Consider the following 15404-nt stretch of genomic DNA (forward strand, 5'->3'; position numbering starts at 1 on the left):
GCTCCGGATCAGCCGGGGACGAATCCATGTCATCTGTTGACGCCGCAAACGCACAGGGCGCCGATTGGGCCCAGGGCGAGCAGGATCTTGGGCCGCTCGCATGGGTGCTCGATGAACTGCGCAAATCCTTGGATGGTGCCGTCAAGGCCATGCGCCGTTTCGTGCGCGATGCCGAGATAGCGCGGGAGTCCGATCTCGCCTCACTGGACGCGGGGCCCTTGCGCATCGCACGCCAGCAACTCCACCAGGCCAGCGGCGCGCTGGAGATGGTGGGCATGGCGCCTCCGGCACTGGTGTTGCGCGCCATGGAAACGGCGGTCCAGCGGTTCGTTCAGCGGCCGGAGACCTGCAGCGATGATGCAGCGGCCGTCATCGAGCGCGCCAGCTTTGCCTTGATCGAATACCTGGAGCATGTGCTCGCAGGCAAGTCCGTGTCGCCGGTGGCGCTGTTTCCCCAGTACCGCGAGGCGCAGACGCTGGCGGGGGGCGAGCGGGTGCATCCGGCGGACTTGTGGCCCGTGGAGCGGCGTTTCCATGATCCTGACGTGCCGGTTGCCGCTGCGCCGCTGCCCTATGGCTCGGAAGCGCGTGCGCGGCTGGACAGCGCGGTACTGCGGCTAGTGAAGAATGCGGACCCGGGCGCCGCTGCAGACATGCAGACAACCTGCCTGGGCTTCGCCGCGGCGCAGACCGACCGCCAGGCCCGCGCTTTCTGGAAGATCTGTGCAGGCTTTTTCGAGGCGCTGGCGCAGCAGGCACTCAATCCGGACCTGTATGCCAAGCGCGTCGCTTCGCGCGTGCTGATGCAATACGCCACCTTGGCCAAGGGGGACACGGCGATCAGCGACCGTCTGGTGCAGGATCTTCTGTTCTTCTGCGCCCAGGCCGTGGTGCCTGCGACGGCGGAAGCAGCTTCCCGCATGCCGGTACTGACGGCCGTACGGCGCGCGTTTGATTTGAATCGTTATCAGCCGGTGGACTATGACCAGCCGCGCTTCGGTCTTTTCGACCCTGCCATTCTTGCGCAGGCGCGCAAGCGCATTGCCGCGGCCACGGAAACCTGGTCCGCACTTGCGGGTGGAGACCGCAACAAGCTCAAACCGGCAGCGGACCAGTTCAGCCTGGTGTGCGATTCATTGCGCAAACTGCACCCGGACAGCGAAAGCCTGGCACTGGCCCTGACGCGTGCCCTGGAGGCCACCACACGGTCGGGCGAGCCTCCTTCGGCAGCGCTGGCCATGGAAGTGGCCACCTCTGTGCTGTATCTGCAGGCGTCCTTCGAGGAACTGGATGCCGCCCAGCAGTACATGGCGGAGCGAGCTGCGCGGCTGTCCGAGCGACTGGACAGCGTGGTTGCCGGCGGGGAATCGCAGCCTCTTGAACCCTGGATGGAAGAGCTGTATCGCCGCGTCAGTGACCACCAGACCATGGGTAGCGTGGTCGGTGAACTGCGTGCGACTCTGGCAGAGGCAGAGAAGTCCATGGACCAGTTCTTCCGCAGCCCGGAAGACATGACCCTGCTTGCCTCCGTGCCTGGCAGCCTGCAGCAGATGCGTGGCGTGCTGTCCGTGCTGGGACTGGATCAGGCCTCCTTGGCCGTGGTGCGCATGCGCGACACGGTCGAGCGCATGCTGACCAACGACCTGCCCGAGGAAGAGCGCCCGCAGGTTTTCGAGAAACTGGGCAACAGCCTGGGAGCGCTGGGCTTTCTCATCGACATGCTGAGCTACCAGCGTGCCATGGCGCGCAAGCTCTTCGTTTACGACGAAGAGCTGGGCGAGTTGCGTGTCCTCATGGGGCGGGCGCGTGCGCAACTGCCTCATCCGGGCGCGCATGATCAGGAAGCGCCTGCCGTACCCGCGTTGGAGCTCCCATTCCCCGACGCACCCGAACCCGCGGCTGCGGCTGTGGTCGAGAGCGCCACGCCGTCTGCACTGGCGGACATTGATTTTTCGCTGCTTGACGTGGACGCGGCGACGTCGCAAGGCGCCGTTTCGGCGGTGGCCGCTCCGGAAGAGCCCGCGCTTCCAGTGGTTCCTTCGAGCAACGTCGCTGCCGCAGCCCTGCCGGAGGACGATGGCGAGGATGAACTGCTCGACATCTTCCTGGAAGAGGCGCGCGAAGTTGTCGCCACCGGCTTGTCGGCCATTGACGCGCTGCGTGCTGCACCGGGTGACCTGAGCGAGCAGACCACGCTGCGGCGGGCCTTCCATACCCTCAAGGGTAGCTCGCGCATGGTGGGACTGAACGAATTTGGTGAAGCCGCGTGGTCCATGGAGCAGACGCTCAATGCCTGGCTGGCCGAGCAAAAACCCATCAAGGAAGCGCTGCTGCAACTCTCCTCCGAGGCGTTGGGCGCCTTTGGTCGATGGGCCGATGACATCGCAGCAGGAGCTGCCGACCCGTGGAAGGCCGAAGCCTTCCGGGTTGCGGCGGATGCGATGCGCACGGATGGCACGTTGCTGCCACTGGGCGTGCCCTCCCCCGATTCCGCGGACACCACTGCGGCCTTGGCGCCGCAAGTGCCCGCAGAACCGCTGCTGCCTGACGAGCCCGTGTTGTCGGTGCCAGACCTTCCGGAGCCCGCGGCCGAACCACAAGCATTTGCCATTGAACCGCCTGCACCGCTCGAAGTGGTTGACGCCCACGCCAACGCTGCCGCGCTGGAGTTTGATCTGGTGCTGCCGGATGTCGACGTGCCGTCTCAGGACGCGACGGCGGGCCATGAGGAAGTGGGCGGCGACTTTGTCGACACCTTCATCGATGCGGATGAGGCCGACCAGGCCGTGTTGCCGGTGGAGGAGGTGCCCGCAGCTCCCGAGACGGCGACGGAGGAGGTGGATTTCTCCCTGTTCGAGGCTGCGCTGCAAGCCACCGATGCGCCAGTACAGGAGGTCGGCGAACCCGCTTCAACAGTAGCGGCTGACACGGTGGCGGAGCCGGCGGATAACGCATCCGCGGTGCGGCAGGACGAGACATTCTTTATCGGCACGGATGGCGTCCAACCCGAGTTCATCCTGGACGAGGAGCCAGCGGCGGACGTACCGGCTGCGCAAGCCGCTGAAACCGCGGCCGGGACGGACGGTCCGGCGGAGGAAGCGGTCGACGAAGCGGTCAAGGTCATCGAGCACCTGCGCATCGGCATACCGCTGTACAACGTGTACCTCAACGAGGCCGACGAATGGTCGCGCCGCCTCGTGACTGCGTTGCAGGAATGGTCGCTGGAATTGCACCAGCCGCTGCCGGACAGCGCGGTGGCGCTGGCGCACTCGCTGGCAGGCAGCTCTGCCACTGTCGGGTTCTCGGCACTGTCCAATCTTGCGCGTACCCTGGAACATACGCTGCAGCATGTTCAACTGCTGCAGCAGGGTCTCCCCGAGCATGCGCAGGCATTCAACGCCGCTGCCGAGGACATCCGGAGGTTGCTGCACCAATTCGCCGCAGGCTTCCTGAAGGAGCCCAGCGCCTCGGTGCTGGAACAGCTCAACGAGATCCTGCAGACCGAAGTGATCAGCGGCATGGTGTCGCTCGAAGACCGTGCTTTCGCCGAGGCAGAGGCCCAGGCATTCGAGACGCTGGAGCCGGCGCCGGCAACGCCTCAGGGCACCGCGCATGCGACGGCCGTCGACGAGCCGGCTGCCCCATCGCCCGTGGTGGCGCCTACGCTCCCCGTAGGCCGCGACCGCGTGATTGGCGATACTGTCGCGCCTGCCGTGTCGACCACCGTCGATATCGATGACGACATCGATGCGCTGGACAACATCGACCCCGATCTGTTCCCCATTTTCGAGGAAGAAGCAGTCGAACTGCTGCCCACGCTGGGTGGGGCGTTGCGCCAGTGGTCGTCCCGGCCGGAGAACCTGGGCGCACGCAGCGAACTGCTGCGCGCCCTGCACACCCTCAAGGGCAGTGCGCGCCTGGCTGGCGCGATGCGGCTTGGCGAAATGGCGCACCGCATGGAAACGGCCGTGGAGCAGATCGACACGGAAACCGTGGCGGCCGCAGACATTGAGCCCTTGCTGGTCAACTTCGACGCATTGCAGGCGAGTTTCGACGCGCTGCGCGCAACTGGAGCGGAGCCGGCGGTACCGGCCGCTGAGCATGGACAGGACGCACAGGTGGTCCAATCCGCTCCCGCGCCAGGGCTTTCCCAGCCGCTCGCTCCGCCCGTTGCGTTGCGTGCGCCGTTGGGTGCAGCCCCTGCGCCGGCCCCCCTGCGTGCGGCAGGTGGGCATTCCGTGCGCGTGCGTTCGCAGTTGCTCGACCGGCTGGTGAACCAGGCGGGCGAAGTGATGATCGCGCGTTCGCGGCTGGACGTGCGCATGTCGCAACTGCGCAGTTCGCTGACCGATTTGTCGGGCAACCTGGAGCGCCTGCGCCAGCAGTTGCGTGACATCGAGGTACAGGCGGAATCGCAGATGCAGTCCCGCTTGGCCCTGTCCAAGGACATGGCGGCGGGCTTCGACCCGCTGGAATTCGACCGCTTCACCCGCGTTCAGGAACTGACGCGCATGATGGCGGAGTCGGTCAACGACGTGGCCACCGTGCAGCGCAACATGCAGCGTGCGATGGAAGACGCCGAAGACGATCTGATCGCCCAGGGCCGGCAGGCACGTGAGTTGCAGCGCGACCTGCTGCGCACGCGCATGGTGGAGTTCGAGGGCATCTCGGAACGCCTCTATGCGGTGGTGCGCCAGGCATCCAAGGAAACCGGCAAGCAGATCAAGCTGGACATTTCGGGTGGTTCCATCGAAATGGACCGCGGCGTGCTGGACCGCATGACCCCTGCGTTCGAACACCTGCTGCGCAACTGCGTGGGGCACGGCATCGAGGAACCCGAGACGCGCACTGCTGCCGGCAAGGCTCCTGTGGGCTCGATCTCCATCGACTTGCGGCACGAGGGCAACGACGTGTCGGTGGCGTTCCGCGACGACGGGGCAGGCCTGAACATCGCCCGCATCCGGGACAAGGCCGTGGCGCAAGGGTTGATTGCCCCCGATGTGCAGCTGAGCGATGGCGAGGCGGCCAACCTGATCTTCATGCCGGGCTTCTCCACGGCGTCGGAGATCACGGGCCTTTCCGGCCGTGGTATCGGCATGGACGTGGTGCGCTCGGAGGTGAATGCCCTGGGTGGCCGTATCGAGACCTCTACCGAGGCGGGCAAGGGAACGTCCTTCCGCATGGTGCTGCCGCTCACGACAGCGGTGACCCAGGTGGTGATGCTGCGCGCGGGCAACCTGACCATCGGCGTGCCAGCCAACCTGGTGGAGATCGTGCGCCGTAGTTCCGGCACGGAGCTCGACGCTGCCTACGCCAGCCATACCTTCTCGGATGGCCTGGAGGATCTGCCCTTCTACTGGGCGGGTGCATTGCTCCAGTCGTCCTCGCGCAGCACGGAGGTCACGGGCAAGAGCCGCCCCGTGGTGATCCTGCGCAGCGCGTCTCAGCGCATCGCGATGCACGTGGACGAAGTGCTGGGCAACCAGGAAGTCGTGGTGAAGAACCTGGGGCCGCAGCTGTCGCGTCTGCCAGGCCTCGCGGGCATGTCCGTGCTGGCTTCGGGCGCCGTGGTGCTGATCTACAACCCGGTGGCGCTGGCCACGGTGTACGGCGACCAGGTGCGCGCGGCCACGCACGCACCGGCGGTGGACCAAGCCGGCGCGGTGGTGGCTGCCGAGGGCGGCACGCCCGCCGCTTCGCTGCTGGTGCCGGTGCAGCAGGTGCCGTTGATCCTGGTGGTGGACGACTCGATCACCGTGCGCCGCGTCACGCAGCGCCTGCTGCAGCGCGAAGGCTACCGAGTGGCCCTGGCGGCCGACGGCCTGCAGGCGCTGGAGCGCCTGCAGGAAGAGCGCCCCGCGGTCGTGTTGTCCGACATCGAGATGCCGCGCATGGACGGTTTTGACCTCGCGCGCAACATCCGCTCCGACGCTGCGCTGCAGGACCTGCCGATCATCATGATCACTTCGCGCATTGCGCAGAAGCACCGCGACCATGCGATGGAACTCGGCGTGAACCACTACCTGGGCAAGCCCTACTCCGACGAGGAGCTGATGAGCCTGGTGCGCCACTACGCCAGCCTGAACACGGAGGCAGTGACCGCCTGACCGCGACGCAGTCCAGTGTCACCCAGGCCCGGCAGGCTGCACGCCTGCCGGGCCTTGTCTTTTGTGCGCCGGGGCGATGCCCTCGGATAACGGGGCGATGCGGTGGTTGGCCGTAAAATTGCCGCATGCCTGCCGATACCGCGCCCATGAATCTGACGCACCACTTCCTGATCGCCATGCCGGGCGTGGAAGATGCCTCTTTTTCGCGCAGTGTGGTGTATTTGTGTGAGCACAGCGAGCGCGGCGCGCTGGGGTTGATCATCAACAAACCCACGCCTATCAGCCTGGAAGGGCTGTTCGAGAAGGTGGACCTGTCCCTCGGGCGAGAGGATCTCACGCTGCAGCCGGTGTTCCAGGGCGGCCCCGTGCAGACCGAGCGCGGCTTCGTGCTGCACGAGGCCATGCGCGGCCCGCAAGAGAGCGAGGACGAGTCGCCCTACGCCTCCACGATGACCATCCCCGGCGGGCTGGAAATGACCACTTCCAAGGATGTGCTGGAGGCGCTGGCCCATGGTGCGGGCCCACGGCGCGTCCTCGTGACGCTGGGCTACTCGGCCTGGGGCGAAGGCCAACTGGAGTCCGAATTGGCCGAAAACAGCTGGCTCACCGTGGGTGCGGACGTGTCGGTCATCTTCGAAACGCCTGTGCAAGAGCGCTATGACCGTGCACTGGGGTTGCTGGGCCTGCAGTCGTGGATGCTGTCGCCCGAAGCGGGGCATGCATGAGCGGCCAGCCTGCTCCAGCCGTCGTCCCCGCGCATTTCCAATCCTTTCTGGCTTTCGATTACGGGCTCAAGCGCACCGGCGTCGCCGTGGGTACGCGCATGCTGCGCAGCGCCACGCCCCAGGGCACGATCCGCGCGGAGGGCGATGCCCGCTTCGCCCAGGTGGCCGAGCGCATCCGCGAGTGGCAGCCCGATGCCCTGGTGGTGGGCGTGCCGCTGCATCCCGACGGGGCTGCCCATGAGAACACCGCCCGCGCGCTCAAGTTCGCGCGCCAGCTGCGCGGGCGCTTCGGCCTGCCGGTCTTCGAGGTGGACGAGCGCTACAGCACCACCGAGGCCCTTTCTGCGGGCGCGGCTGATGCCGACGCCGCGTCGGCCTGCATCATCCTGGAACAGTTTTTGAGGAACCTGCCATGAGTTCTGCCACGACCCCGCCGGGTGCCACGCGCCCGGGCCATCTCACGCTGGATGCCGAGGCGCTGTACGCCGAGCTGCTGCGCGGCGTGCGCATGCTGCGCGAATCTGACACTTACTTGGCGGGCATCGCCTCGGGCGGCGCTTGGCTGGCCGAGCGTCTGCAAAAAGACCTGGGCTTGCCGGGCCAGGCCGGGGTGCTGTCGTCCGTCATGCACCGCGACGATTTCTCCCAGCGGGGCCTGGCCTCCAGCGCGCAGACCACGCTGCCGTTCGACGTGAATGGTGCGGACATCCTGGTGCTGGACGATGTGCTCTACACCGGCCGCACCATCCGCGCCGTACTCAATGAGCTGTTCGACTACGGCCGCCCGTCGCGCGTGCGCCTGGCGGTGCTGGTGGACCGCGGCGGCCGCGAGCTGCCGGTGGCCGCCGAGTTCGCTGCGGCGCGCGTGGCGCTGCCGCCCACTCAATCGCTGGCACTGGCCCGCAACGAGGCCGGCGCTTTCCATTTCGACGTCAAAGAGGTCTGACGGTGCTGTACAAGCGCAACCCCCAACTCAACAAGAACGGCGAGCTGATCCACCTGCTGTCGATCGAGGGCCTGCCCAAGGACATCGTCACGCACATCCTGGACACGGCCACCAACTTCGTCAGCGTCCAGGAACGCGAGGTCAAGAAGGTGCCGCTGCTGCGCGGCAAGAGCGTGTTCAACCTGTTCTTCGAGAACAGCACGCGCACGCGCACCACGTTCGAGATCGCGGCCAAGCGCCTGTCGGCCGACGTGTTCAATCTGGATATCGCGCGCAGCTCCACCGCCAAGGGCGAGACGCTGCTGGACACCATCGACAACCTGAGCGCCATGGCGGCGGACATCTTCGTCGTGCGCCACAGCGAATCGGGCGCGCCCTACCTGATCGCACAGCATGTGGCACCGCACGTGCACGTGGTGAACGCCGGGGACGGCCGGCACTCGCACCCCACGCAGGGGCTGCTGGACATGTACACCATCCGCCATTACAAGAAGGACTTCTCCAACCTCACGGTGGCCATCGTGGGCGACGTGCTGCATTCGCGCGTGGCGCGATCGGACATCCATGCCCTGACCACTCTGGGCGCAGCCGAGGTGCGCGTGGTGGGCCCACGCACGCTGGTGCCTTCCGACATGGCGCAGATGGGCGTGCGGGTGTTCCACAACCTGGAGGAAGGCATCAAAGGCTGCGACGTGGTCATCACACTGCGCCTGCAGAACGAGCGCATGAGCGGTGCGCTGCTGCCTTCCAGCCAAGAGTACTTCAAGAGCTTCGGACTCACGCCCGAGAAGCTGCGGCTGGCCAAACCCGATGCCATCGTCATGCACCCGGGCCCCATCAACCGCGGCGTGGAGATCGACTCCGCCGTGGTGGACGGTCCGCAGGCCGTGATCCTGCCGCAGGTCACCTTCGGCATCGCGGTGCGCATGGCGGTCATGTCCATCGTGGCAGGGAATGAAGCATGACCTCGCTGAGCCGCTTCGCGCCTTCCCCCCAGGGGGACGCCGCGAACGCGACGGGGCGGCCCTTGCACGGCGGCCCCGACCTGGGTTGCCCCAGTTTCATGGGGTGTGGGTGGCGCACGGCGCCATGGATCACCAGCATGACTCATTTGCTATTGTGTTGATAGCTGCTAGCGCTTGTGGGACGGGCGTTAGCGGCCAATTTGGCTTAGAACCATGAAAATCCTCATCCAGAACGGCCGCGTCATCGACCCGGCCAGCGGCCTCGACAAGGTGTGCAACGTGGCGCTGGCGGCGGGCCGCATCATCGCGGTGGACCGCGAGCCCCAGGGTTTCACGCCCACCCGCGTGATCGATGCCAGCGGCTGCCTGGTGCTGCCGGGTCTGGTGGACCTGGCGGCGCGCCTGCGGGAGCCGGGGCATGAGCATGAGGGCATGCTGGAGTCCGAGATGGCGGCGGCCGTCGCGGGTGGCGTGACCAGCCTGGTCTGCCCGCCCGACACCGACCCGGTGCTCGACGAGCCTGGCCTGGTGCAGATGCTCAAGTTCCGCGCCGAGAAGCTGCACCAGGCGCGGCTGTTCCCCTTGGGCGCAGTCACGCGCGGGCTGGCCGGCGAGGTGCTGACCGAGATGGCCGAGCTGACGGAGTCCGGCTGCGTGGGCTTCAGCCAGGCCGAGGTGCCGCTGACCAGCACCCAGGTGCTGCAGCGCGCGCTGCAGTACGCCGCGACCTACGGGTACACCGTCTGGCTGCGCCCGCAGGAACTGCACCTGGGCAAGGGCGTGGCCGCCAGCGGCCCCCTGGCCACACGGTTGGGCCTGTCGGGCGTGCCCGTGGCGGCGGAGACGATCGCACTGCACACCATCTTCGAGCTGCTCAAAACCACGGGCGCGCGCGTGCACCTGTGCCGCCTGTCCAGCAGCGCGGGCGTGGATCTGGTGCGTCAGGCCAAGGCGGCCGGCCTGCCGGTGAGCTGCGACGTGAGCATCAACTCGCTCATGCTCACCGATGCGGACATCGGCTACTTCGACAGCCGCGCGCGCCTCACGCCGCCGCTGCGCCAGCAGCGCGACCGCGATGCGCTGGCCGCGGCGCTGCTGGATGGCACCATCGACGCGTTGGTGTCCGACCACACGCCGGTGGACGAGGATGCCAAAGCTTTGCCATTTGCCGAGGCCGAGCCCGGCGCGACGGGGCTGGAGTTGCTCCTGTCCGTGGCTCTCAAGTGGTCGCAGGAAGGCGGCGCGCCGCTGCAGCGTGCGCTGGCCGTGGTCACCGCAGAGCCCGCACGGGTGCTGGGCACGTCGCTGGGTACGCTGCAGGCCAGCGTGGGCCGCATTATCGAAGGCGGTGTGGGCGACCTGTGCGTGCTGGACCCTGCGGCGCATTGGACCGTACAGGCCGACGCACTGGCCAGCCAGGGCAAACACACGCCGTTCTCGACCTATGAGTTGCCGGGCCAAGTGCGCTGCACGCTGGTGGGCGGCCAGGTCGCGTTCGAGCGCGGCTGAGCGACGCCGGCACACGCACATGCTGCGGGGATTACGGGCCTGCTGGCGGGTGTTGCGGCTGGTGCTGCACGCTGCACAGGGGTTGCTGGTGGTGGCGTGGCGCTTCCCCCGCCTATCGGTGGAGCAGCAGCAGGCGCGGGTGCAGGCGTGGGCGCTGGGCCTGCTGGCCTGCGCTGGGGTCACGCTGGAGGTGCGCGGCACCCCGCCGAGCCAGGGGCCGGTGCTGCTGGTGGCCAACCATCTGTCCTGGCTCGACATCCCGGTGATGCATGCGGCGCGCTACTGCCGCTTCATCTCCAAGTCCGACGTGCAGGCTTGGCCCATCGTCGGCACGCTCGCCACGGCAGCGGGCACGCTGTACATCGAGCGCGCGTCGCGGCGCGATGCCCTGCGCATGGTGGGCAGCATGCGGGATGCCCTGTTGCGGGGCGAAATACTCGCGGTGTTTCCCGAAGGCACGACCGGCGACGGTCGCACGCTGCTGCCCTTTCACCCCAACCTGCTGCAGGCTGCGCTGCAGGCGGACGTGCCCGTGCAGCCCATCGGCCTGCGCTTCGTGGACCGCGCAAGCGGCCAGACCACCCACGCCCCGAGCTACATCGGCGACGAAACGCTGGTGGGCTCCATCTGGCGCACGCTCACCGCGCCGCCCATCACGGCGGTGGCGCATTTCGGCATGCCCGAGCGTGCGCAGGGGCGCGACCGCCGGGTGTGGGGCCAAGCATTGCATGCCGCAGTGGACGATCTGCGCCAACGCTGAATATCCTCCTGCTGTCGCCAAAAGTGCACATGTGTGTGCAACGGGGCTGTAACGGTCTGTTTACATCCATCGCATCGACATGCGCCTGCAGTATGGTGCGCCTCTTTGCCAATAACCGAGGGAGGGATGCATGCAACTGATGGAGCGCGTGAAGGGGATTTTGCTCAAGCCCCGCGAGACCTGGGCCGCCATTGATGGGGAGCCTGTCGATACGGCCCGCCTGTTCACGGGCTACCTGATGATCCTCGCGGCCATTCCGGCCGTCTGCGGATTCATCGGCATGTCGCTGATCGGCATGGGAGGCTTTGGCTTCAGCATGCGCGTACCGGTGCTCGCCGGGCTGGCCAACATGGCCGTGTCCTATGTGTTGAGCCTGGTCGGCGTGTATGTGCTGGCCCTGGTCATCAATGCGTTGGCACCCACGTTCGGCGGCACCCAGAACCAGGGACAGGCGCTCAAGGTCGCGGTCTACGCCAGCACGGCCGCCATGCTGGGCGGCGTGTTCAGCCTGTTGCCGGCGCTGGCCATCCTGGGCCTGGTGGCGGCGCTGTATTCGCTGTACCTGCTGTACCTGGGCCTGCCGCTGCTGATGCGCAGCCCGGCTGCGCGCGCCGTGCCCTATACGGCGGTGGTCGTGGTGGTGGCCATCGTGCTGGGCATCGTCATTGCGGCCATCGGTTCGCTGTTCATGCCGCATGGCCCCGCCATGTGGGGCAGTGCGGGCGGCCCGGCCGTGGTCATCGACACGCCGCGTGGGCAGGTCACGCTGGATACCGCCAAGCTGGAAGAGGCCGGCAAGAAGATGGAAGAGGCTGCCCGCCGTATGGAGCAGGCGCACAAGAGCGGCGATACCCAACAGATGACCGAAGCCGCAGGCCAGGCGATGGCGGCGGCCATGGGAAGTGCCAAGCACCAGACGGTGGGGGTCGATGCGCTCAAGGCCGCGCTGCCCGCCAAGCTGGGATCGCTGGAACGCACCAGCTATGAGGTCCACGACGGCGCTGCCACAGGCCTGCCGACCAGCCAGGCGGAGGCCGAGTACGGCAACGGTGACAAGGTTGTGCGCATTTCGGTCGTGGATGCGGGTGCATTCGGCCAGTTGGCCCAACTGGCAGGCATGGTGCAGGGCGAGCGCGAGAGCGACGGCATCGTGGAAAAGACCTGGCAGGAGAATGGCCGCACGTTGCACCACAGCTACGCCAAGGACGGCAGCCAGGCGGAACTGCGCGCGGTGCTCAAGAACGGCGTGGTGGTCACGGTGGAGGCCGAGAACCTGCCGTTGAAGGACGTACAGGGCTTCATGGGCCAGATCGACCTGGCCGCGCTGGAGAACCTGCCGCGCAAGGACAAGTCCTGATCCTGCCGCCCCGCGACGGCAGGGGCGCCTGAGGGAGCCGCGGTCAGGGTGCGGCGTTCTCCCGTGCGAACGCCACCACGTGGTCGACCTGCGTGCGAATGCCGATCCATTCGCCCATGGCATGGTCATGGTGGCTGGGCACGTGGGCCATCACGGTGAGGCCGTTGGCCAGTTCCAGCGTGTACAGAAATTCCGAACCGCGAAAGGCCTTGCGCACGATGCGCGCCCGCACGGGTGAGCTGTCGTCATGCACCACGTCGTCGGCACGCAGCAGCACGTCGCATTCGCCGCCGGGGTAGCTTGCCGGCAGCAGGCAGCCGTCGATGTCGGTCAGGTCGCCCAGCGGGGTGCGCGCCACCACATGGCTGCCCTGCTGCACCAGCGTGGCGGGGGCGAACACGCCATGGCCGATGAAGTCGGCCACGAAGCGCGTGGCAGGGCGGTGGTAGAGGGAGTAGGCATCGTCCCACTGGTGCAGGTGGCCGCCCTCCAGCACGCCGATGCGGTCGCCGATGGCGAAGGCCTCCAACTGGTCGTGCGTGACGAACAGTGCCGTGGCGCCGGCGGTCTTGAGGATGCTGCGCACCTCGTGGGCCAGTCGCTCGCGCAAGTCCACATCCAGATTGGAAAACGGCTCGTCCAGCAGCATCAGCCGCGGGCGCGGTGCCAACGCGCGCGCCAATGCCACGCGCTGCTGCTGGCCGCCCGAGAGCTCGTGCGGAAAGCGCGCCTCGCTGCCCTCCAGACCCACCAGGGCCAGGGACTCGCGCACGCGTTCGGCCTGCTCCGCGCGGGGGAGTGCGTGGATGCCGAAAGCCACGTTGCGCCCGACGCTGAGGTGCGGAAACAGCGCATAGTCCTGGAACACCATGCCCATGCGCCGCTGCTCGGGGGGCATGCTGCGCCCCGGCGCGCCCACCACCTCGCCCCCCAGGCGGATGGCTCCTTCGGCGACGGGTTCCAGCCCCGCCACCGCGCGCAGCAGGGTGGTCTTGCCGCAGCCCGAGGGGCCGATGAGCACACCGATCTCGCCGGCGGCCAAGCCCAGGGTCACGCCGCGCACGGCGGCTTGCGGGCGGTTGGCGTACCGCACGTCCAATTGAGACACTTCCAGAAACATGGCGTGAGTTTAGGGCGTGTCCTGCCCTGAATGACCCCACGCCACAGCGCCGTACTGCGCAGGCGTGGCCCCGCGCTGCGCCGCCGCCCCGGGGCCCGCATGCCGGCGGGGCGCGGCCGACCAGCGGCCCGCGGTTGCGTAGAATTGTTCCCATTTGCATCACAGCCGCCAGGGGTTCACCAGGCAGGCGGTGGATGCGCTCTCTTCGCCTCGCACCTCGCTACCGGCCGTCCCTTGCTGCCACGAATCCGCCGCGCCCTGCGCTCCACTTCACTGATCCTGTTGGCCTTGCTGCTCACGCTGCCCCTGCTGGCTGTGCTGGGGGCGTGGCTGCCTTGGGGCGAGGGCGGCGCGCAGTCCGGCGCCATCCTGCGCGCCATGGCCACCACGGTGCTGCCAGGGTACCTGTGGACCACGCTGTGGCTGGGTCTCGCCGTGGCCGTGGGCGCGGCCGTGGTGGGCACGGCCTGCGCCGCGGCGGTCACGCTGTTCGACTTCCGTGGCCGGCGCTCGCTGGAGTGGCTGCTGCTGCTGCCCCTGGCCATGCCGGCCTATGTGACGGCCTACGCCTATACCGACTTCCTGCAGTTCAGCGGCCCGCTGCAGGTCGGGCTGCGCGCCACGTTCGGCCTGGAGGGCCGCCTGCTGCCCGAGGTGCGCAGCCTGGGCGGTGCGGTGTGGGTGTTCATCTTCTCGCTTTACCCCTACGTGTACCTGCTGGCACGCACGGCGCTGGGCGAGCGTGCGGCGCACCTCATGGAGGCGGCGCGCCTGCTGGGCGCATCGCCCGCGCGGCGCATCCGCAGCGTGGCGCTGCCGCTGGCACGCCCGGCGGTGGCCGCGGGCGTGGCGCTGGTGCTCATGGAGACGCTGGCCGACTTCGGCGTCGCGGCGTACTTCGGCATCCAGACCTTCACCACGGGCATCTACAAGGCCTGGCTGTCCATGGACGACCGGCTCGCCGCGGCGCAGTTGGCCACCGTGCTGCTGGTGCTGGTGGTGCTGCTGCTGCAGCTGGAGCTGCGCGCGCAGCGGCGCATGCGCTTTGCCACGGGCGGCGTGGGCCGCGCCGGCTCGACCGAGGCGCAGCCCACGCGGCTGCACGGTGCAAGCGCCGTGGCGGCGTGGCTGGTGTGCGCCCTGCCAGTACTGATGGGCTTCGTGGCGCCGGTGCTGTTCATGCTGCGGCCGCTGGCGGCCGACTGGTCGGTGCTGCCCTGGTCGCGTTTCATCGAATGGGCGGGCAACAGCGTGCGGCTGGGGGGCATTACGGCCGTGCTGGCCGTGGGCATTGCCCTGGTGCTGGCGTTTGCCGTGCGCCGCCGGCGCGATGCGCTCACGCGTGGCGTGGTGCAGCTGGTCAGCCTGGGCTACGCCGTGCCCGGGGCGGTGATCGTCGTGGGTCTGCTGCTGCCCGTGGGCTGGATGCAGGCCGCGGCGCCCGGCTGGGGGCTGCCCGCGATCATCACCGCCACGGCCGTGGGCATCGTCTGGGCCTACCTGGTGCGTTTTTGCGCGGTAGCGCTGCAGTCGGTGCAAAGCGGCTACGCGCGCGTCTCGCCCAGCCTGGACGACTCGGCGCGCATGCTGGGCGTGGGCAGCCTGGGCGTGCTCACGCGCGTGCATTGGCCGCTGCTCAAGCGCTCCACCGCGGCGGCGGCGTTGCTGGTGTTTGTGGACGTGATGAAGGAGCTGCCGGCCACCATGGTGCTGCGCCCCTTCAACAGCGACACCCTGGCCGTGGTGGCCTACCAGCTGGCCCGCGACGAGCGCCTGGGCGAGGCCGCGCTGCCCTCGCTGGCGCTGGTGGCCGTGGGGCTGGTGCCAGTGATCCTGCTGAGCCGCACGCTGCGCGCGTCGTCGCGCTGACCAGGCGCCGCCTCATTGGGCACCGAGGTGGCCCCGGTACGGCCCA

10 protein-coding genes are annotated in these 15404 nt (G+C 68.1%); 9 read left to right on the forward strand and 1 reads right to left on the reverse strand.

Annotated elements, in window-relative coordinates; translation table 11 throughout:
• Positions 1–26: 26 nt before the first annotated feature.
• The 8 genes from BA022_RS18235 (at position 27) to BA022_RS18270 (ending at position 12369) form a co-directional block, all read left to right on the forward strand.
• On the forward strand, positions 27–6107 hold the full coding sequence (locus BA022_RS18235) for a hybrid sensor histidine kinase/response regulator (protein ID WP_088888387.1): 6081 nt from the start codon (positions 27–29) through the stop codon (positions 6105–6107).
• A gap of 125 nt (positions 6108–6232) precedes the next feature.
• A complete protein-coding gene (locus BA022_RS18240) occupies positions 6233–6832 on the forward strand; it encodes a YqgE/AlgH family protein (protein WP_011806670.1) in 600 nt (199 codons plus the stop codon).
• Positions 6829–7248, forward strand: a complete 420-nt coding sequence (gene ruvX / locus BA022_RS18245; RefSeq protein WP_015914192.1) for a Holliday junction resolvase RuvX — start codon at positions 6829–6831, stop codon at positions 7246–7248. The genes BA022_RS18240 and ruvX overlap by 4 nt, the downstream gene beginning before the upstream one ends.
• Entirely contained in the window at positions 7245–7778 is a 534-nt protein-coding gene (gene pyrR, locus BA022_RS18250; RefSeq protein WP_088888388.1) for a bifunctional pyr operon transcriptional regulator/uracil phosphoribosyltransferase PyrR, read from the forward strand. Before ruvX ends, pyrR begins: the two co-directional genes overlap by 4 nt.
• 2 nt (positions 7779–7780) lie before the next feature.
• A complete protein-coding gene (locus BA022_RS18255) occupies positions 7781–8743 on the forward strand; it encodes an aspartate carbamoyltransferase catalytic subunit (protein WP_011806667.1) in 963 nt (320 codons plus the stop codon).
• A gap of 213 nt (positions 8744–8956) precedes the next feature.
• Positions 8957–10252 (forward strand): dihydroorotase, encoded by a 1296-nt coding sequence (locus BA022_RS18260; RefSeq protein WP_088888389.1) that lies wholly within the window; start codon positions 8957–8959, stop codon positions 10250–10252.
• Between the two features lie 19 nt (positions 10253–10271).
• Positions 10272–11012, forward strand: coding sequence for a lysophospholipid acyltransferase family protein (locus BA022_RS18265; protein ID WP_011806665.1), 741 nt, complete (start codon positions 10272–10274; stop codon positions 11010–11012).
• Positions 11013–11142: 130 nt separating this feature from the next.
• Complete coding sequence (locus tag BA022_RS18270; RefSeq protein WP_088888390.1) at positions 11143–12369, forward strand: Yip1 family protein; 1227 nt, start codon at positions 11143–11145, stop codon at positions 12367–12369.
• A gap of 43 nt (positions 12370–12412) precedes the next feature.
• Here the strand turns inward: BA022_RS18270 and BA022_RS18275 are convergent, their stop codons facing one another.
• A complete protein-coding gene (locus BA022_RS18275) occupies positions 12413–13489 on the reverse strand; it encodes an ABC transporter ATP-binding protein (protein ID WP_088888391.1) in 1077 nt (358 codons plus the stop codon).
• A 234-nt stretch (positions 13490–13723) separates the two neighbouring features.
• Here BA022_RS18275 and BA022_RS18280 point away from each other — a divergent pair, with 234 nt between their 5' ends.
• Positions 13724–15358: an ABC transporter permease gene (locus BA022_RS18280; RefSeq protein WP_088888392.1), complete on the forward strand. Its 1635-nt coding sequence runs from the start codon at positions 13724–13726 to the stop codon at positions 15356–15358.
• Positions 15359–15404 lie beyond the last annotated feature (46 nt).

The organism is Diaphorobacter nitroreducens, from assembly GCF_002214645.1.
GTDB classification, from domain to species: Bacteria; Pseudomonadota; Gammaproteobacteria; order Burkholderiales; family Burkholderiaceae_C; genus Diaphorobacter; species Diaphorobacter nitroreducens.

Coding starts and splice junctions, on each gene's coding strand:
- pyrR (WP_088888388.1), top strand. CDS start 7,245: ATGAGTTCTGCCACGACCCCGCCGGGTGCCACGCGCCCGGGCCATCTC.
- BA022_RS18240 (WP_011806670.1), top strand. CDS start 6,233: ATGCCTGCCGATACCGCGCCCATGAATCTGACGCACCACTTCCTGATC.
- ruvX (WP_015914192.1), top strand. CDS start 6,829: ATGAGCGGCCAGCCTGCTCCAGCCGTCGTCCCCGCGCATTTCCAATCC.
- BA022_RS18265 (WP_011806665.1), top strand. CDS start 10,272: ATGCTGCGGGGATTACGGGCCTGCTGGCGGGTGTTGCGGCTGGTGCTG.
- BA022_RS18235 (WP_088888387.1), top strand. CDS start 27: ATGTCATCTGTTGACGCCGCAAACGCACAGGGCGCCGATTGGGCCCAG.
- BA022_RS18270 (WP_088888390.1), top strand. CDS start 11,143: ATGCAACTGATGGAGCGCGTGAAGGGGATTTTGCTCAAGCCCCGCGAG.
- BA022_RS18260 (WP_088888389.1), top strand. CDS start 8,957: ATGAAAATCCTCATCCAGAACGGCCGCGTCATCGACCCGGCCAGCGGC.
- BA022_RS18275 (WP_088888391.1), bottom strand. CDS start 13,489: ATGTTTCTGGAAGTGTCTCAATTGGACGTGCGGTACGCCAACCGCCCG.